We start from the raw sequence: 19,073 nt of genomic DNA, 5'->3' as shown, positions 1-19,073 counted from the left end.
TTTCTCTTAGTTTCTCTGAAACAGCCAGCCTTTCAGTTTTTCCGTGAAACTTTCGGAAGCCTCCTGCTGCACAGTGCTTCCGGACAAGTAGCGGTCAGCGGCAGCATTTACAGCCCGGCTTGCCTTTGAACCTGGATATTTTACTGTATATGGAGTCTGGCTGCAGACAGCCTTCCACACATTCTCGTCTTTCGGAATCGATCCGAAAAACATGGTTTCCTTTAAAAGAAAATGCCTGCACACTTTTGAAAGATGGTTAAATATATGTCTCCCCTGCTTTTCATCCCTGCATTTATTCACAAGAATCCGTACCGGAAGGGATTCATTTTTCCTGTGGATCAGCTTCAGCATGCTGTAGGCGTCAGTAACCGCTGCAGGTTCCGGCGTTGTTACCACAAGCATTTCATCTGCTGCGGCGGCTGCCTCAAGTGTGTCTTCGGCTGCACCTGCGCCGAAATCATATATAATAAGATCAAATTTACCTTCAAGTTCGCCCAGACGCTTCAGGAGAATATTCCGTCTGCCACTGTCAAAAGCCATAATCTCCCCCAGGCCGTTTCCGCCCGATATGAAACTGAGTTTGTACCGGCTGTTATGAATCACTGCCTCTGCAGGAAGATTGTTCTCCACCATTTCAGGCAGTGTTCCTCCACCGGATTCACCGAGAATGATATCCACATTGGCCATTCCAATATCCAGATCGATAATCAGTACACGGCAGCCTTTCAATGCCAGTGAAGCAGCAAAGTTTACTGCAAAATTCGTTTTCCCTACGCCGCCTTTTCCGCTGACCACGGCCAGTGTCCGAACACCGTTAACCGGGTTCTGCACGTCACCTCTGAGTTTCATCTTTTTCCGCAGTGCCGAAGCCTGGTCAGTTTCCATATGCGCCATCCTTTATCACCTGCTCAATGACCTTCTCTTTCGTCAGGAACGCAAGATCTTCCGGCACTTCCTGGCCGGTCGTAATGAGTGATCCCTTCAGCCCGGTTTCATTGAGAACCCTGAGCATTGCCCCCCTGGAAGTGGTTTCATCCCATTTCGAAAAAATAACCGATTCCGGTTCCAGCTCACTGAACCTCGCTGCAATTGAAATCAGATCATCGCCCTTACCGGTCAGGGGCAGAACGACATGCACCTGTTTCGAATCCGCTCTTGAAGTCAGTTCTTTAACCTGGGCTGTATAAGCCGGATCGTGATAATTTCTTCCTGCCGTATCTACATACACACGGTCAAAGTCCCTGAATTCCTCTACTGCTTCACTGAAATCTTCAGGGCTGTATACAACAGAAATGGGAATGTCCAGAATCCCTGCGTAGGTTTTCAGCTGTTCCACTGCTGCAATCCTGTATGTATCCGCCGTAATCAAGGCTGTTTTCAGTCCCTTTCTGAGGACAGCTTCGGAAGCAAGCTTCGCAATCGTTGTCGTCTTTCCTGCCCCTGTAGGTCCGGCGAGGAAAACGAAGACCTCGTTTTCCTCCCACGACCTGAACCAGCCTTCCTCCACTTTCTGTTCAAGGGCTTCTTTCATATACAGATTAAAATCAATGTGTGCAGGTGAGTCCTCCTTGTACCAGCGGCTCGTCATTGCATGGTGGATATCGCCCGTCAGCTGTTTCCCGAAACCGTGGAACTCAAGCACGGCCGAGGCATCGCTGACCCCCCCGGGCTGTGCTGCAACCGAAAGAGACCGGAAAGGAGCAGAAGAAGCCGTTTTCGCTGATTCACTATTTTCCGGTGGGGATGCTTTTTCCCGAAATTCCCGCTGAGCTGTTTCTCCAGCAGGACGTTCAGGCCGTTTTTTCTGTTTTTTCATTTCTGCAGCTTCCGGATCGGCAGCTGCAATCACTTCCAGTTTCTTTTTTCCGAAAAAGCCGAGGAAACCTCCTGTATCCACTTCCCTGGAATGGAGAATCACGGCACTTTTTCCAAGTTCATTACGTACTTTCACCATGGCCTCCGGCATATCCGCGGCCTGAAATTTCTTTACCTTCATGCTCCTTTCAACACCCCTGTGCTCTGGACCTCAACATTCGGTTCCAGTTCGTTATAGGATAAGACCGGTATGTTAGGCATATATCGCTCAATAAGATGACGGACGTACATTCTTACTGCAGGTGAGCAGAGTATTACCGGGGAATGGCCTGCCTGCTGCATCCGTTCCATCTCCTGCATGGTCTGCTCTACAAAAACCTGCGACTGATCCGGGCCAAGTGCAAGAAAGTTCCCGTGTTCAGTCTGCTGTACCGCATCGGTAATCATTTTTTCAGCTGCCCCGCTGAGGGTAACGACAAACAGCGGCTGGCCAGGTTCGGCAAACTGGCTGGAAATCTGACGGCTCAGCCCCTGCCTCACGTATTCCGTTAAAAGATCAGTGTCTTTTGTCATCTGGCCGTAGTCAGCAAGAGTTTCAAAAATAACCGGAAGATTCCGGACGGGAATATTTTCCCGAAGAAGGCGGCTCAGCACTTTCTGAATCTCACCAAGAGATAATGGTTCCGGCGTAACATCCTCCACCAGCGCCGAATAGGACTCCCGAAGATGCTCCACAAGCTGTTTAGCCTCTCCTCTGCCAAGCAGTTCGTGGGCATGGCGTTTAATCACTTCCGTCAGATGTGTGGAAACAACAGACGGAGGATCCACAACCGTATAACCGGCATATTCAGCCTGTTCCTTTACATCATCGGTAATCCAGAGTGCCGGCAGACCAAACGCAGGCTCCGTCGTTTCGATACCCGTAACCTGCTCATCCTCCTCACCGGGGCTCATTGCCATATAGTGATCAGGGAGAAGTTCTCCCCTGGCGACTTGGTTACCTTTGATTTTAATCACATATTCCCCGGGCTGAAGCTGAATGTTATCCCTGATCCGGATGACCGGTACAACCATACCCAGCTCAATTGCCAGCTGACGGCGGATCATAACAACTCTGTCCAGCAGATCGCCTCCCTGGGCTGCATCAGCAAGGGGAATCAGACCGTAGCCGAATTCAAATTCCACCGGATCAACATTGATCAGGTTTACAACACTTTCAGGAGACCTGAGTTCCTCTTCCTCTTTCTGCCGGTCTGCTTCATCCTCTTCCTCATCTGGTTTTTCTTCCTGCCGCCCGATAAAGTAACCCCCACACGCGAGCATCAGCGCCACCAGTGTCGGAATCGGCCAGGCAATTGGTGTTACCGCACCGAGAAGGAAAATCGTTATACCGGCTACGTAAAGCATTTTCGGATAGGCAAACAGCTGCTTTGTTACATCATGACCGAGATTGCCTTCCGAGGCTGCGCGGGTGACAACGATCCCCGTGGCGGTGGATACAAGGAGAGCCGGAATCTGACTTACCAGGCCGTCCCCGACCGTCAGAAGTGTATACTTGTCTGCCGCAGCCCCCAGGGGCAGACCCTCCTGCATCATGCCGATAATCAGACCGAAAATAATATTGATTAATACAATAACAATCCCGGCAATGGCGTCGCCTTTTACGAACTTGCTGGCCCCGTCCATGGAACCGTAGAAGTCCGCTTCCTGCTCGATTTTTTTACGCCTTTCTTTCGCTTCCCTGTCCGAAATCATTCCCGCATTGAGGTCTGCATCAATACTCATCTGCTTTCCCGGCATGGCATCGAGGGTAAAGCGTGCCCCCACTTCCGAGACACGCTCGGCACCTTTGGTGATCACGATAAACTGAATCACTACTAGAATGATAAAAATGACAAACCCCACAAGCGCATTTCCCCCGACAACAAAGTCACCGAATGTTTCGATGACGTTTCCTGCATCACCGTGGTTCCCGAGAATAGCCCTGGTTGTAGAGACATTCAGACCAAGTCTGAAAAGCGTAACGAGAAGGAGAAGGGTCGGAAAGATGGAAAACTGGAGTGCTTCCCTCGTATTCATTGCAACGAGAATAATCAGAAGGGCAAGTGAAATATTTATGATAATTAAAAAATCGATAATGCCTGTCGGGAGGGGTATAATAAGCATGATTACGATGGTAACCACCCCGAGAAGTACCGTTAAATCCCTCATTGCCATGAAATTCTCCTCCTTTCCTTCGGGCTTGATAAAGCTTTACTCTTATTTTCTGCATGAAGCAGCACGAAGCGTTGCTCCGATCAGGCCGCCGGCTTTCTGCTGCGCACTTAACCGGAAGACCAGTATTAAAGTTTCTTTTCCAGACGGTAAACATAGGCAAGAACTTCGGCCACGGCTTTAAACAGATCCTCAGGCACCTGATCGCCCACATCTGTTCTGCTGTAAAGCGCTCTGGCGAGGGGACGGTTTTCCACCGTGGGCACCTTACTGTTTTTCGCGACCCCGATCAGTTTCAGAGCAACAAAATCCACACCCCGCGCCGTCACCACAGGGGCATCCATGCTTCCTTCCTCGTACTTGAGCGCAATGGCGTAATGGGTCGGGTTTGTAATGACAACATCCGCCTTTGGAACCTCCTGCATCATCCGGCTGGTGGCGAGCTGACGCTGTTTTTCCTTCACCCTTGACCTGATCAGAGGATCCCCCTCGGCTTTTTTATGCTCGTCCTTCACTTCCTGCTTTGACATACGGATGTTTTTCTCGTGGTCGTACTTCTGGTACAGGTAGTCAGGAACACTGAGAAACACGAGCAGGAACGCCGCTGCCAGTCCCATAATAATTGTCAGGTTCCCTACCAGCCGGATGCTGTCACCGGTGGAATAAAGGCTCAGTTTCATTAAGTCGTCCATCGCAAACCAGATCACAGCGAAAGTGACAAGTCCGACGAGGGTGATTTTAAGCATGCTCTTGAGAAACTCCACCAGTGCTCTGACAGAATAGATCCTTTTAAAACCGTTAATCGGGTTGATTTTACTCAGTTTCATTCTGATCGCTTCAGGTGCATACAGAAATCCCACCTGTATGTAGTTTGAAAAAACGGCTGCCAGTACTGCAGCAAGCATAAAAGGACCTATAATCAGAGCAGCCTGCTTGAGGAGGTCAAGAAAAAGTGCCTCTACATTGCCGGGTGTCAGCTCCAGCATGAGCAGGTTTGAAAACGTATGCTCTCCGATTGTAAAGATATCCCGGGCTGCAAAGCTTCCCGCAAACCACAGACTCAGGAATACAAATAATAGAATAAAAGCGGTATTTACATCCGTACTTTTGGCTACCTGACCTTTTTTTCTGCTGTCCTGCCGTTTTTTCGGGGTGGCTTTTTCAGTTTTTTCCTGGGCAAAATACTGAAGCTGGAGCTTTAGGTACATTAGTCGATTCCTCCATACAGTTCGAGCAGCTGGCGCATAGTGAGCTGAACCGTCTCGATCAGGTGGCTCACGACCACAAAGAACGGGGCCATAACAAGAAACAGCATAATCAGCCCGGCCAGGATTTTGAGGGGCAGACCGACTACAAAAACGTTAACCTGGGGAACCGTTCTTGAGATCATACCGAGTGCCACATCGATCAGAAATAAAGATCCCACTACAGGAAGAGCCATCTGAAAAGCAATAATGAACATCGTATTGACTGCCGTTACAACACTCATGATCACCGCCTCGCTCCCCAGGGGGATGAAGGGCTGATCAAGCGGGACGAACTGATAGCTGTAATACACCCCGTCAAGCATCAGGTGGTGGGCATCAGTGGCCAGCAGGAACAATAGAGCAAACGTGTAAAGGTAGCTTCCTGTCAGCGGACTCTGCGCCCCTGTCTGAGGGTCGATCACATTGGCGATCATAAAACCCATTTTTATATCAATAAATCCTCCTGCCACCTGAATAGCATAGAGCAGTAGTGACGCAGCAAAACCCACTGTCAGACCGACCAGCGCCTCCTTAATAATCAGCGTAAAGAAAAAGCCGTCAATGGCCAGTGCCGGCCAGTCGTATGTAAAGAAAACGATCCAGGTGAGAAAAAAAGCAAATCCCACTTTGAACTGTGCAGGGACGTTCTGATAGGAAAACAGAGGAAGCGTAACAATAAATGCCGACATTCTTACCAGGATGAGCAGGAAGGCGGGGTACCACTCAAGAATCTGTTCCATCCCCGGCTACCCTGTAAACTGATGAAGATTACTGAATATGTCACCGGCAAAAGCAAGAAGTGTCTGAAGCATCCAGGGGCCGAATACAACGAGTCCCACAAGAACTGCCACAATCTTTGGAATAAACGCAAGCGTCTGTTCCTGAATCTGTGTAGTCGCCTGAAAAACACTGACAAGAAGCCCAATTCCGAGTGCCAGAATAAGAAGAGGTCCTGCAATCATTAAAGTTGTATAAACACCCCGCTCAGCCAGACTGATCACCATTTCCGAACTCATAGATTATTCACCTCTAAAAACTTAATAATAGGGACCGGATTACCAGATGCCAGCCGTCAACCATGACAAAAAGAAGTATTTTAAACGGAAGGGCAATCATGACAGGCGGAAGCATCATCATTCCCATGGACATGAGGATACTGGCTACGACCATGTCGATAATGAGAAACGGAACAAAAATCATAAACCCGATCTGGAAAGCGGTTTTCAGTTCACTGATCGCAAAAGCCGGAACCAGGGCGGTCAGGGGAATATCATCGATTGTTTCCGGACGGTCAAGCCCCTGGTATCCCATAAACAGAGCCAGATCTTTTTCCCTCGTGTGCTCTGCCATAAAGGTTTTAATCGGCACGGCGGCAGTTTCAAATGCCTCCTCCTGATTCAGCTCTCCTTCGAACATAGGCTGGAGCGCCTCTTCATTAATTTCGGAAAATACCGGTGCCATAATAAAGAAAGTGATAAAAAGAGCAAGTCCTATCAGAACCTGATTCGGCGGCATCTGCTGGGTGGCGAGCCCCGAGCGTACGAAGGAGAGCACGATGATGACCCGTGTAAAACAGGTCATCAGAATGAGAATACCCGGAGCCAGAGCAAGAACGGTCAGAAGAAGAAGCAGCTGAACCGTGGATGTAAGATTGGCGGGGTCGTCGCTGAAAATATCAAGGGACGGGATTTCAATCATGGCGGTTCACCTGAACGGAAGAATGTTTTTTCTTCTGGTCATCCCTTACACCTTTAAGCCTGCGTTCCAGCACGTCAGGAAAAGAACTGCTCCCTTTTTTTGCTGCAAACGACTGTTTCAGCCATTCCCCTGCTCTTGCAACCGGCACATCCAGGGCATCCGATGTTTCGTGGTCTTTCAGCATCTGCTCGATTTCATCAGGATTACTCACTTCCCGGAGAAGTCGCACATCCTCACCGACCCCGACAATAAGAAGCCTGTCCCCTGCTTTGACAATCTGAACGGAGCGGTTCTGGCCCACATTTACTCCCCCGACCGACTGGATTGTTCTGCTGCCTTTAAGTGTACGGGTACGCCTGTTTATAAAGCGGAGCATTCCGTAAATAAGAGCCAGTACCACCCCAAGAGCAAGAAACATCTGAAACAGCAGGCCGAACAGACTCTGATCGCCGGATCCATTCTGTATACCGGCAGGTTCCGCCTCACCGGCCGGATCCGTTTCACCGGTACTTCCGGAAGGTGATTCATTCTCGTTCAGAAAATCTCCGACAGAACCGTCCCCATCCCCTAACTGACTTTCTGCCGCTCCCGTTCCGGAAGACAGCAGGAAAAGGACAGTGACGATTACTGCCGCTATTAAATTGTTGTTTTTCGTGCTGCAAAAATACATACCCATTCACGATCCTGTCTCGTTTTTAAGTATTGATTCGATCCTGCTTCCGCTCAGCGGTTTGGCCAGAAACGCGGAGGCGCCAGACTGCATGGCATCCACCTTCACAGCAGTCTGGGCGAGAGCTGTACAGATTACGATGCATTTATCACGCTCCAGCTCCCTCATTGTGCGGAGAACAGTAAAACCGTCTCCATTATTGAGAACAAGATCAAGAAATGTCAGGTCAGGTCCCTTTTCCGCAAAAAGCCGGACAGCTTCTACAGCACTCTGAGTTTCATAGAATTCACATGACTCGCAGCTGGAAATCAGATCTTTAAGGAGCTCCCTTGCAAAGTCCGACCGGTCTGCTATCAGAATTTTTCTCGTCACTTCGTCCCCCGTCTGGCCGGCGCCTTTTATCCGGCCGGTTATTTCAGGTTTTTAATCCGGTCACGCTGACTTACGATATCTGTCACGCGCACACCAAAGTTTTCATCAATAACCACAACCTCACCTTTGGCCACTAGCTTCCTGTTTACCATTACATCCACCGGTTCACCGGCAAGTTTGTCAAGCTCAAGGATCGATCCCTTCGTAAGTTCAAGAATATCCCCGATCGACCGTTTCGTACGGCCCAGTTCAACCGTTACTTCCAGAGGAATATCCAGCAGCATACTGAGGTTTTTCCCCTCTCCCGCTGTCACATGGGCGTCCTGCCCAAAATCGGAGAATGCCGCGGTGGCTACCTGGGAACCGGCTTTACCGCCCTCCTCATTCAGGGTATGACCGGATGAGAAATTCTCCCGGGCTCCTGCCGCATTTCCGGGCGCATTTTCATCATGATTTTCATCATCGTCCTTGTGCTCCGTTTCACCGGACGTTTCACCCTCTTCTTCGCTCACGGTTTCGGAGCCGGTCTTTTCCGGGCCTTTCTTCTCCGGCTCCTCTTCTATTCCATTGAGAAGGGCGTCAATTTCCTCCTGGGACAATCTTTCATCATTCATAACTGTCAGCCTCCTCTACTTCCTCTGTAATCTGAACCGCCAGCTTCTGTTTCTGTTTTCCGGGCTGCGCTTTAAACCGGAGTTCACTTTCAACGTTTACGAGGAGCGGATCTGTCACTCTGGAACCGAGCCGTACCACATCCCCCTTCTGGAGGTTCAAAAGCTCCTGAACAGTAACATCTGTTTTACCAAGCTCGACAGTAATATCCAGAGCTGCGTTTTTAATTGTCTCCCTGATGCTGTCCTCTTCATGAAGAGGACGCTCCTTCTGTTTTGTCTGCATCCACATATGCACTGACAGTTTCGGAAGCAGATGCTCGATTACTACATACGGAAGGCAGAGATTGATGGGTCCTGTCACTTCCCCGATGGTTGCTTCAAGTGAGATAACAACAACCGTTTCATTCGGTGATACGAGCTGAATGAACTGTGGATTCTGCTCAAGTTCGTTCATCTCGGGCTGGAACGGCTCTACGGAGTGCCACGCTTCCCTGAATGCATTCAGGGCCCTGCTGATGATCCGTGTCATTATTTTCGTTTCAATCTCCGTGAGCCCTTCACTTTCTGATGCTTCTTCACCGCTTCCTCCCAGGAGCCTGTCAAGCATGGAGTAAGCGATCGGAAGATTTACTTCCATCAGCATCCGCCCTTCTAGCGGCACCGGTTCAAAAACCGTAAGAATGGTTTTTTCAGGAAGAGAGCGGATAAAGTCCTCGTATGGAATCTGATCCACCCGGCTCACATGAATCTCCACAAAAGTTCTCAGCTGGGCGGAAAGCTGGGTAGTAAGAAGGCGTGCAAAATTCTCATGTACTCTGGTTAGTCCCCTGACCTGATCTTTTGAAAATCGCAGCGCCCGCTTAAAATCATAATTGCGGACTTTCCTTTCTTTTCGGCTTCCTGGCCGGGCGCTCGATTTGGAATATATTTCCTCTGTATTTGATTCTGGATTTCTGATTGAACTCACCTGCCTCTCCACGGGAACCGGTTATTGTCACTGAACGATCCATTCCTGTGTGTAAACCCGCGTAACTTCACCTGAATGCACCAGGCTGTTAAATTCAGTTTTCAGCTGTTCCTCCAGCCCCCGGATCGTACCTGATCCTTCAAACTCAGCTGCATCTAGATCGGCCAGCATCTGCAGAATGACGTTTTCGGCCTGGAAATTCCGTTTCTCAAACTCCTGTGCCGCTTCTTCCGTGCTGAGCTGGATGACAAAACGGGTCCTGATTATATTGCCTGACTTTAAGTTGGTCGTAATCTGGTCCGTATCCACCTGCATGGCGATTTCCTCGTCCGGATCGGGTTCTGCATGTGCCTCCGTGCTTTCCTCCGGAGTGGATACAAAGAACAGAACTGCAGTGCCGGCAGCTGTCATAAGAAATAAAATGATAAGCATATAGGTAACAAGACGGTTTTTAAACAAAAGACAGCCCCCCTGTCGTTCCTGGTTTTTTCATTATTCAGCGGGAACAGGGGATACACGCCCCTGAAGACCCTATCGTTTCAGATTGACAAGCTCCTGCAGAATCTCATCCGATGTTGTAATCATCCGTGTATTGGCCTGAAAGCCTCGCTGACCGACGATCATCTCAGCGAATTCCTCAGCAAGATCCACGTTGGACATCTCAAGTGCGGCTCCTACAAGGTCACCGCGTCCCCCTGTACCTGAAACGTCGACCGCAGGAGCACCGGAATTACTGGATACCTGATAAAGGTTATCTCCTGTTTTCTCCAGTCCTCCCGGATTATCGAATGTTGCCAGAGCGATCTGACCAACTGTCTGGGTGTCTCCGCCTTCCAGGATGGCAGTTATGATCCCTGTGGAGGATATATCAAACCCCTCGAACTCACCCAACTCCCCAAAACCAAGATTAATCGGTTCTTCATCAGTATTGATCTCATCTCCATCCGATCCGTATCCCTGAACAATCATCCCTGACCCGTTTACGAGGTTGCCATCATTATCCAGATAAAAATTGCCTGCCCGGGTATATTGTGGCTCGCCACCATCGGACACCATGAAATACCCGTCACCTGAAATAGCCATATCAAGCTGACGACCGGTTGACTGAAGGGAGCCCTGATTCTGAATCGTGTCAATGGAACTCATCCCCGATCCAAGCCCCACCTGAAGGGGATTGGTTCCCCCGCGGTTTTCCGCTGCTGCACTGGCGCCGCCCACCTGCTGGCTTACAAGATCCTGGAACGTGGTGCGTCCCTTTTTAAAACCGTGGGTGTTCACGTTGGCAATGTTATTTCCGATTACGTCAAGCTTTGTCTGAAAGTTTTTCATACCTCCGATACTTGCGTACATGGATCTGATCATAGTAAAAGCTCCTTTTTTACCGGCGGGACACGGCTATCGTGACCCGGCAGTTTATTGTCTGTCTGTATCCCCCACCTGGATGACGCTGCGTCAGTCCGTCAGCAGCATCCGGCTTCCTTCCGGTCCGGCCGAACAGGTTAATGATCGTCGATAATTATCGTTCCGTTAATGTTGGTAAACAGGCGTGATGATGCTTCTTCCCGCAGCATCGCTGTAATTACCGTGCTCGAGCTCGCATTGACGATGAATGCTGCTTCCTTTGTAAGGACAAGGGAATCCTTTACACCTTTATGTTTTGCTTGATTTACATCTGCTTCAACTCTGCTCCAGAGCTGGTCACTGATGGCAATTCCACGCTGGCTGATCCTTTTTTCCGCATGACTGCTTACTTTCAGCCTGCCCCCGGATGCTTCTGCGAGGGCTTCAGCAAATCCAGCACCTGGATCGGAAGCTGTTCTGCTGTTTTTAACCGGCGGAAAAACAGGTTCATGTACGCGATGATTCGTTATTTTCACGGTGCTCCATCACCTCTTCACTCAGCTGCATCTCCGGTAAGGGACATTTGACGCACCTGAGCCGGGCTGATTTTTTTATCCCCGTCAATAATGAAGGCCGCTGTTCCCTCCTTAAAGGTGACAGAAGTGACTGTGCCTGTAATCAGGCTGCTTTCGTCTTCGAATTCCACCCGCTTGCCAATCATTTCAGCGTAATCGGAAATCGTCCCGGTCCCACCGGCCATTTTTTCAACCGATGTGCCAATGTTCGTCAGCTGTTCCAGTGAGGTGAACTGGGCCATCTGGGCGATAAATTCCTTATCTTCCATCGGATTTAACGGGTCCTGATTCTGAAGCTGCGTGATGAGTATTTTAAGGAAAGCATCTTTGTCCAGATCACCTGACGGCTTCTCATTCTTTGCTTTTCTGTAATCATCGAGATAGAGACTGTCTGTAACCGACATAACCATTTTTTTCACCTACACTTTTATGTTGAGCGTTTCTTCAAGGATGTTACTGAAATCCGTAACCTCCCCGGATGAATCATCTGTCTCTGCATGCTGTTCATTCTCTTTTTCCCGGTCCCTTCTGTCCGGTTCTTCATCTGCCTGGCCCGGCAGCTGGCTGATCTCAATCTTTTCAACGTTCAGGTTCTGATGAAGGAATGCCTGGCGAAGCTGATGGATGTTTTGTTCAACCATTTCTCTTGTCAGTGGAGCGGAAACAGCTATTCTTGCTGTGAGCTGCCCTGCGTTCTGCGTGAGCGTCACATCCATTTTGCCGAGGTGTTCAGGATGAAGGCGTACGGAAATCTGTTGGACACTTTCCTGTCTGAAAATTCTCTGGGAAAGAATAGAGTCAAATTGTCTTATAAGCAGACGGACTCTGTCCTCCTGTTTCTGCTCCTCCCCGGCCAGGAGGCTATGCTGCTGAACAGCTGGCATCACCCTGGAAAAAGACTGCAGGCTCTCAGGCGGACGCGCCACTTTGCCTGTATACCCTTCCGGCTCGCCTGTATGGCGGGTAATGATGGACCGAAGCAGCCTTTCACGCTCACTGGGCAGAAGCAGGGCATTCCGGTCCCCTTTTTCTCCTCTGTTCTCAGCTGTGTTCCTTTCTGCGAGCTGTTCTTCATTTTTAGAGAGGAGAGCTTCCAGGCGGTGGAGTATCTTTTCTGCTGTCCTGTTTTCATGAGGCGGATTAACTGACTGGTCCGCGTTCCTTTCCTTCATCCCGGCAGAAATAAAGAACGCCTGCACGGTCTCCCTGAAACCGCTCAGAAGTCTGCTCCGCTCTTCCCGGCTAAGGAAATCGCCTGTCAGCATCCTTTCAACAGCAGAAAAAACGGCTTCCAGTTTCAGCTCATCAGGCAGATCAGCTTTGAGGAGCTCCTGAATGGTTTCAGACTCCGATATCAGCATTTCAGCTTCTTCTTTCAATTCATCCGGCAATTCTCCGATAAGCTCCAGCAGATTTTCCTCCTCAGAAACCACGTCCTGAAAATCTATGTATATGGGCAGCTCTGAAAGAGTTAAAAGGAGATTTCCCAGAATTAAATCCTCCCGGTTACCGGAATCGGGATCACGTGCCACCGGAGCTCCGGCGTTCAATTCTCTGTTTTGCTGAAGATCGAGTAAGCCTGAAAAAAGTTTTTTCCCTGAACCGGTATCTTTTTTCCTCTCAGACTCATGGCTGGGAAACAGATGGGACAGGGTCTGTAATTGAACATTCATGTTTTCACCCCCTTTTCATTCACAATAGTGAACGATATTACTCACTCATCAGCGCTATAATGCCCGCTGCCCTTTCTGCATCGATTCTGGCAAGAATCTGTGACCGTTCGGAAGTCCGCATCGCATCAAGGTAAAGCGCGGCCTGACGATCCTCCATACTCTCCAGAATATCCGCCGCTCTTGAGGCGGTCATACCTTCAAGTGTGCGGACCATCTCCCTCAGCCGGTCCCCGGCCGGCTCCTCCTCTTCGGCTTCTGCGGCCGGCTCTTCTCCGGAATCCGCGGGTTCCTCCAATTCTGAGATCAGCTGATCTTTCTGTTCGATTTCATAAACGAGCTGCGCGATTTCCCTGTTTAAACCTTCGTTTTCTTCCTTAAGCTGCTCGATTCGTGATTCCAGCCCTCCTCTGGCCACCTCTCCATCCGGCTTGATAAGAGGACCCGCAACAGGAATACTGTAAACCACTTCCCTTGCCTCCTCCCCTGCCAGGGTGAAAATAATAAAGCCGAGAATGCCTGCAAAAAGCAGCGGCACAGCAATAAGAAAGAGAACTGCCTGGAACTTGTTTGTTTTTTTCTGTTCGGCCCCCATTGGTTTTCCTCCGATCACTTTCTCAGGTACTGCTGAAGGGCAATATCGTCAAGCTGCTTCGCTTCTCTGTTTTTCTGCTCTTCCTTATAGTCACTCAGTTTTATTCCTCGGATTTTTTCATATTTCAGCACATCTGCAGCTTTCCGGCTTACTTTTGACCTGGATGTCTGCATCCGCATCCTCGCCCTGTCCGTTGTCTTCCTGCTTGTCTCAATCAGTGATTCAAGAAAACCTATCTGGTTTTTCACATCATTAAGGCGGGATATGGTCGTGCCCTCGGCAAGAGCATGTTCGTATGCCTCTTCCAGCTTTTCCTTCTGCTTTAAAAGTTCATAGAGTCCGGTGGCAGCTTTCTCAAAATCCCCGGTGGCTGCGGAGAATTTCTGTTCTGCTTCCTTTTTTTCATGTTCTTTCAGTTTCAGCACGTTCTGAAGGGAAAATGAAAATGTCACCCTGCTCATCCTTTCTGCATGAGAGTTATCAGTTTTTCCACCGATTCATTCCGGCTGACTCCCCCGGAATTACCCTGTTTAATAAAGGAAATAAGTTCAGGCATCATCGCGATCGCCCTGTCCACTTCCGTGCTTGAGCCCCGTTTATAGGCACCAATGTTAATCAGATCCTCTGATTCCGAATAGACTGACAGGAGATTCCTGGCGCTGTCTGCAGCCTGCTGGTGCTCTTCAGTGGAAATGTCCTTCATAACCCGGCTGACACTTTTTAATAGATTCACGGCCGGGAACTGGCCTTTGTTGGCAAGTTTTCTGTCCAGTACAAGGTGACCGTCGAGGATCCCTCTCACCGCATCTGCAACCGGGTCGTTAAGATCGTCCCCATCTACAAGAACCGTATAAAAAGCCGTAATGGAACCGAACCGATTCGTCCCGCTCCGTTCGAGCAGACGGGGCAGGCTGGCAAAAACAGAAGGGGTGTAACCTTTCGTTGTGGGAGGCTCTCCAATTGCCAGTCCAATTTCACGCTGAGCCATGGCAAACCTCGTTACACTGTCCATCATAAGCAGCACATTCATGCCGAGATCCCTGAAATACTCCGCCACTGCCGTTGCTGTCATTGCCCCTTTTATCCGCATCAGGGCAGGCTGATCCGATGTGGCGGCTACTACGATGGATTTCTTCCGTCCATCCGGTCCCAGATCACGTTCGAGAAAGTCTTTTACTTCGCGGCCCCTCTCGCCAATCAGACCAATAACAATGACATCGGCCTCGGAGTGCTTTGCAATCATGGCCATCATCGTACTTTTACCGACACCGCTTCCGGCAAAAATACCGAGCCTCTGCCCTCTTCCTACCGGCAGGAAAGCATCAATTGCCTTTACCCCGATACTGAGTGGGTCTTTAATTCTGGGACGCTCCAGAGGGTTCGGCGGGGAACCGTCCGCCTGAACGGGAGTAAGACCTTTATAAGCTTTTTCAGGCTGAAGGGGACGCCCAAGACCGTCAATGACTTCCCCAACAAGACTGGTACCAACCTGAATTTTCAGCGGGGACCTCGTGCTTGATACGAGACTTCCCGGAGCCAGATCATTCACAGAATCATAGGGCATCAGAAGAACCCTTTCATCCCTGAACCCGACGACTTCGGCCATCACTTTCCGCTGTCCGCTGTTTGCCTCAATCGTGCAGAGCTCACCGATTGAAGCACGGGGTCCTATGGACTCAATCATCAGTCCGGTTACCTTTGTGACCCGGCCGTAGTGGCGAAAAGAATGAAGCCCGGGAATTTCATTGATCAGATTTTGAATGCCCATTCTAATCCCCTTTTTCAAGAAGCTGATGCAGCTGGTTTTTCAGTTCCGAGAGCTGACTGTCTACTCCTGCATCCACCTTGCCGCTCTCGGTTTCAAGGACACATCCATCGTCGGGAAGTGAAGGGTCGGGGTAAACAAACACTTCATCGGTTCTGGCCGCAATCTGTTCAAATTCGTGCTTATGAAGCAGAGTCTGTTCATAGCGGCCGGGGTGAACGTAAATGGAAATCTCCTGTCTTTCCCTCACCTCGTCAACCGCTGTCTGGACAAAACGGATCCAGTTACCGTTCTGCCCCAGAGCTTCACCGATTATTTTCTTTGAAACAGCTGCGGCCAGTTCAAGAAGAACCGGCTCCGCCTCTGTGAGTTTTTTCCGGTAATCGCCTTTCGACTGAACCACTGTCTCCCTGGCCTGCGCATAAAGACCGTCACATGACGCCAGTCCTTCTTTTCTGCCGTCTTCAAACCCTTCTGTAAAACCCTTCTTCCTGCTTTCCTCATACTGCAGCTGTGCATCCCTCCTGGCAGTTTCCAGTGTCTGCTCGATCTGCTTCTCGGTTTCAGCTGCCTTTGCTTCAGCATCCCTGATCAGTTTTCCCGCTTCCTCACGTGCCCTGTTTAAAATCTCCCCGGCGTTTTCCAAAGACAGATTCCGGGCATTGTCTTTCTCAGTATCAGCCTCTTCCGTGAGACCGGTTTTCACTTCCATCTGTTTAATTGAAATAACTCTCCCGGAAGATCTGCAGGGCAGATTCTTTACAATGCTAGACAATCACATCATCTCCTCCGCCGCGGGCAATGACGATCTCCCCGGTTTCTTCAAGATGTCTGATCACCGTAACAATCCGCGTCTGGGCTTCCTCCACATCCTTAAGTCTCACAGGACCGAGGTATTCCATTTCCTCTTTAAAGTTTTCCGCCATGCGCTGGGACATGTTCCCAAACAGTGTTTCTTTCACTTCATCAGAAGCGACTTTAAGGGAAAGCTGCAGATCTTCATTCTCCACATCACGTATAATCCGCTGGATGGAGCGGTTATCAAGCGTTACAATATCCTCAAATACAAACATGCGCTTCTTGATTTCCTCTGCAAGTTCGGGATCCTTAATTTCGAGGCTGTCAAGGATCGTCCGCTCAGTTGTACGGTCCACGCTGTTCAGAACTTCCACAACACTTTCAACACCACCGGCTTTTGTATAATCCTGAGTCACAGTGGCACTGAGCTTCTGCTCGAGAATGGCTTCCACTTCGCTTATAATTTCTGGCGTTGTCCCTTCCATAGTTGCAATCCTCCTTGCTACATCAGCCTGTACGTGCTGAGGAAGCGAGGACAGAACCTGGCCGGACTGCTCACTTTCAAGATAGGAGAGAATGAGCGCGATCGTCTGTGGATGCTCATTTTGTATAAAGTTCCTGATCTGTCCCGGATCAGCCTTTCTGGCAAAATCAAACGGCTTCACCTGAAGTGTTGAAGTAAGGCGGTTTATAATGGACATTGCCTCTTTTTCACCGAGCGCTTTTTCCAGTACATCTTTTGCATATCCGATCCCGCCCTGGGATATGTAGTCCTGCGCTTTCGCCATCTGGTGAAATTGTGTAAGAACGTATTCTTTAGTCGTTGAATTTACTTTCCTGACGTTGGAAATTTCAAGCGTGAGATCCTCAATTTCCTCTTCCGTAAGGTGCTTGTATACGCTGGCGGAAACATCCGGACCGAGAGATATCAGGAGGACAGCGGCTTTCTGTTTCCCCGTAAGTTTTTTGTCATCTGTCATACCGATCCTCCTATTCTTCCGAAAGCCAGGTTCTTACGAGTTTTGAAAACTCCTCCGGCTTTTCCTTTGCCAGTTTTTCCAGCTGCTTTCTCCTCGCCACTTCTTCTGAATCCCGGGCTGCACCAAGCTGTTCCTGTGCAGTGGTTTCGTTCTCCATGAGGATGCTTCTATCAGACTCCTCAACTGCCTTTCTCCGCTTCAGAAGCATGACCACGAGTACAGCGACAGCCACGGCAAGTACAGCCGGAATCACCCATGACCACCACGAAAATGCGGTACGGGGGCTCTCCCCAGGCGGTGTGTTTCCTGTAAACGGCTGGGCTGATACAAAAATCCGTTCCTCGATCTCATTTTCCTCCCACTGGGCGAGAACATCGTTGGAGATGGAAGTCCTCACGACCTGACTCAGAATCTCTGTAATATCATCCAGCCGTTCCTGCGGAAGGGAAAGAGGATCTTCAGGGTCCGGCGGTTCCACCATCACCTGAATACCGAGATCCATCACCTGGTAGGGACTTTCCTCGATTTCCCGTGTAACCCGGTTAAAATCGTGATTGATCCGCTCTTCAATCCGCTCGTAATCCCCTTCACCTGAATCAGTGAGACCGGGATAGCCGGGAATATCGGTTTCTCCGGTGCCGTCAACTCCAGCTTCGTCAGGTTCATTGCCGGTGTAGGTTTCCGTGATCCGTTCCACACTCACTGCCAGCCCTTCCATGTTTTCTTCATCCACCGGTGTGACAAGTTCCTCCAGTCTGTTCTCTTTAGTGAAATCAATGTCAGTTGAAACCGAAACCAGCACTTTATCCGGCCCCATCATGGTTCCGAGCATCTGCTGGAGCTGACGCTGAATGTCACGTTCTACATCCTGCCTTATCTGCCGCTGCTGCTCGTACGCAGACAGCGCTGTATTGCTGTTAGCAGTATCCTCATATTCATAGTACCTGGACATCTGGTCCATCATCACAATGTTTTCTTCCGGAAGGTCAGGCACACTTCTGGAAACGAGGTGGTAAAGGGCCCTGACCTGCTCCTGCTGAAGAGCAGACCCTGGAGTCAGGTGAAGGATGACCGATGCAGACGCTGACCGCTCTTCCCCGTGCAGCCAATGGCTCGCTTCCGGCATGGTCACCATAACCTGTGCGGACTGCACGCCGTCTATACCGCGAATCAGGTTCTCCAGTTCAGATTGAATCAGTCCCCGTTCAATAACGCTGAATTCCTTATCTGTGGTCCCAAACCCCATGTTTTCCTGGAACGAACTGTAGTCAATCGATCCGGAACGTGGCAGGCCTTCCGCGGCCAGTTCAACCTTTAATTCATCCACCATCCCTGACGGCACTTTTATGACAGAACCGGACTCGTCAATACGGGAATCCACTCCCCTCGCATCCAGCGTGGCTTTTACCTCACCTGTTTCCTGGGCAGTGAGATTTGTATATAAAGGGGCGTAGGAGGTCCTCATTGTAAACATTAATAATCCAATCAGGAGAACGGCTCCCAGAAGGACGGAGCCTGCCAGAATTCCTTTTTCTTTTTTGGTGCGCGAAGACCACATTTCCATGGTCCTGCTTTTCCATGCTGTAATTGTTTCGTTCATGGCTCCTCCCTGATTCTTTTTCCTAATTTCCCGCCGTTCTCCGGCAGGTTACCGGAAAAACTGACATTATTTCAGGAAATAAATTTGTAAATTTTTTATAATTGCTTAACAATTGCAGAGTTTTATCCGATAAATACCGTGAAAGACCCCCT

21 protein-coding genes and 1 pseudogene are annotated in these 19,073 nt (G+C 49.7%); all 22 read right to left on the bottom strand.

The genetic code is table 11. From position 1 onward, the window contains the following. Positions 1–6: 6 nt before the first annotated feature. On the bottom strand, positions 7–885 hold the full coding sequence (locus FGB90_RS02665; protein ID WP_171051672.1) for a MinD/ParA family protein: 879 nt from the start codon (positions 883–885) through the stop codon (positions 7–9). Beyond that, positions 875–1,996, bottom strand: a complete 1,122-nt coding sequence (gene flhF / locus FGB90_RS02660; protein ID WP_138809019.1) for a flagellar biosynthesis GTPase FlhF — start codon at positions 1,994–1,996, stop codon at positions 875–877. The genes FGB90_RS02665 and flhF overlap by 11 nt, the downstream gene beginning before the upstream one ends. Then, the gene (flhA, locus tag FGB90_RS02655) at positions 1,993–4,032 is read right to left on the bottom strand and encodes a flagellar biosynthesis protein FlhA (protein WP_138809018.1); all 2,040 of its coding nucleotides are present in this window, start codon (positions 4,030–4,032) and stop codon (positions 1,993–1,995) included. The genes flhF and flhA overlap by 4 nt, the downstream gene beginning before the upstream one ends. A gap of 125 nt (positions 4,033–4,157) precedes the next feature. Then, positions 4,158–5,237, bottom strand: a complete 1,080-nt coding sequence (gene flhB, locus FGB90_RS02650) for a flagellar biosynthesis protein FlhB (RefSeq protein ID WP_138809017.1) — start codon at positions 5,235–5,237, stop codon at positions 4,158–4,160. After that, complete coding sequence (gene fliR, locus FGB90_RS02645; RefSeq protein WP_138809016.1) at positions 5,237–6,016, bottom strand: flagellar biosynthetic protein FliR; 780 nt, start codon at positions 6,014–6,016, stop codon at positions 5,237–5,239. The genes flhB and fliR overlap by 1 nt, the downstream gene beginning before the upstream one ends. Positions 6,017–6,022: 6 nt before the next feature. Next, the gene (gene fliQ, locus FGB90_RS02640; protein ID WP_138809015.1) at positions 6,023–6,292 is read right to left on the bottom strand and encodes a flagellar biosynthesis protein FliQ; all 270 of its coding nucleotides are present in this window, start codon (positions 6,290–6,292) and stop codon (positions 6,023–6,025) included. A 13-nt stretch (positions 6,293–6,305) separates the two neighbouring features. Next, positions 6,306–6,974, bottom strand: coding sequence for a flagellar type III secretion system pore protein FliP (fliP, locus tag FGB90_RS02635; RefSeq protein ID WP_138809014.1), 669 nt, complete (start codon positions 6,972–6,974; stop codon positions 6,306–6,308). After that, complete coding sequence (locus FGB90_RS02630; protein ID WP_138809013.1) at positions 6,967–7,650, bottom strand: flagellar biosynthetic protein FliO; 684 nt, start codon at positions 7,648–7,650, stop codon at positions 6,967–6,969. The genes fliP and FGB90_RS02630 overlap by 8 nt, the downstream gene beginning before the upstream one ends. Then, positions 7,651–8,016: a response regulator transcription factor gene (locus FGB90_RS02625; protein ID WP_171051671.1), complete on the bottom strand. Its 366-nt coding sequence runs from the start codon at positions 8,014–8,016 to the stop codon at positions 7,651–7,653. Between the two features lie 38 nt (positions 8,017–8,054). Further along, positions 8,055–8,318: pseudogene (gene fliN, locus FGB90_RS02620) on the bottom strand (flagellar motor switch protein FliN); the annotation flags it as partial. Positions 8,319–8,622: 304 nt separating this feature from the next. Next, on the bottom strand, positions 8,623–9,597 hold the full coding sequence (fliM, locus tag FGB90_RS02615) for a flagellar motor switch protein FliM (RefSeq protein WP_246056028.1): 975 nt from the start codon (positions 9,595–9,597) through the stop codon (positions 8,623–8,625). Positions 9,598–9,624: 27 nt separating this feature from the next. Next, positions 9,625–10,056, bottom strand: coding sequence for a flagellar basal body-associated protein FliL (gene fliL / locus FGB90_RS02610; protein ID WP_138809010.1), 432 nt, complete (start codon positions 10,054–10,056; stop codon positions 9,625–9,627). Positions 10,057–10,128: 72 nt separating this feature from the next. Then, positions 10,129–10,959 (bottom strand): flagellar basal body rod protein FlgG, encoded by an 831-nt coding sequence (flgG, locus tag FGB90_RS02605; RefSeq protein ID WP_138809009.1) that lies wholly within the window; start codon positions 10,957–10,959, stop codon positions 10,129–10,131. A gap of 137 nt (positions 10,960–11,096) precedes the next feature. After that, positions 11,097–11,474 carry a TIGR02530 family flagellar biosynthesis protein gene (locus FGB90_RS02600; RefSeq protein WP_138809008.1) on the bottom strand — a complete coding sequence of 126 codons (378 nt, stop codon included), beginning with the start codon at positions 11,472–11,474 and terminating at the stop codon, positions 11,097–11,099. A 17-nt stretch (positions 11,475–11,491) separates the two neighbouring features. Then, positions 11,492–11,923 carry a flagellar hook assembly protein FlgD gene (gene flgD / locus FGB90_RS02595; RefSeq protein WP_138809007.1) on the bottom strand — a complete coding sequence of 144 codons (432 nt, stop codon included), beginning with the start codon at positions 11,921–11,923 and terminating at the stop codon, positions 11,492–11,494. Between the two features lie 9 nt (positions 11,924–11,932). Further along, a complete protein-coding gene (locus FGB90_RS02590) occupies positions 11,933–13,186 on the bottom strand; it encodes a flagellar hook-length control protein FliK (RefSeq protein ID WP_138809006.1) in 1,254 nt (417 codons plus the stop codon). A gap of 37 nt (positions 13,187–13,223) precedes the next feature. Continuing rightward, positions 13,224–13,778, bottom strand: a complete 555-nt coding sequence (locus FGB90_RS02585) for a magnesium transporter MgtE N-terminal domain-containing protein (protein WP_138809005.1) — start codon at positions 13,776–13,778, stop codon at positions 13,224–13,226. Positions 13,779–13,792: 14 nt separating this feature from the next. Beyond that, the gene (fliJ, locus tag FGB90_RS02580; RefSeq protein ID WP_171051670.1) at positions 13,793–14,230 is read right to left on the bottom strand and encodes a flagellar export protein FliJ; all 438 of its coding nucleotides are present in this window, start codon (positions 14,228–14,230) and stop codon (positions 13,793–13,795) included. Positions 14,231–14,235: 5 nt separating this feature from the next. Next, the gene (fliI, locus tag FGB90_RS02575) at positions 14,236–15,546 is read right to left on the bottom strand and encodes a flagellar protein export ATPase FliI (RefSeq protein ID WP_138809003.1); all 1,311 of its coding nucleotides are present in this window, start codon (positions 15,544–15,546) and stop codon (positions 14,236–14,238) included. A gap of 1 nt (position 15,547) precedes the next feature. Further along, entirely contained in the window at positions 15,548–16,318 is a 771-nt protein-coding gene (gene fliH / locus FGB90_RS02570) for a flagellar assembly protein FliH (protein ID WP_138809002.1), read from the bottom strand. Continuing rightward, positions 16,311–17,321, bottom strand: a complete 1,011-nt coding sequence (gene fliG / locus FGB90_RS02565; protein ID WP_138809001.1) for a flagellar motor switch protein FliG — start codon at positions 17,319–17,321, stop codon at positions 16,311–16,313. The genes fliH and fliG overlap by 8 nt, the downstream gene beginning before the upstream one ends. Positions 17,322–17,331: 10 nt before the next feature. Next, positions 17,332–18,921: a flagellar basal-body MS-ring/collar protein FliF gene (gene fliF / locus FGB90_RS02560; RefSeq protein WP_138809000.1), complete on the bottom strand. Its 1,590-nt coding sequence runs from the start codon at positions 18,919–18,921 to the stop codon at positions 17,332–17,334. Positions 18,922–19,073: the final 152 nt, after the last annotated feature.

It is taken from the genome of Alteribacter natronophilus, assembly GCF_006007885.1.
Classification (GTDB): domain Bacteria; phylum Bacillota; class Bacilli; order Bacillales; family Salisediminibacteriaceae; genus Alteribacter; species Alteribacter natronophilus.
This window is presented reverse-complemented; position numbering and strand designations above follow the sequence as displayed.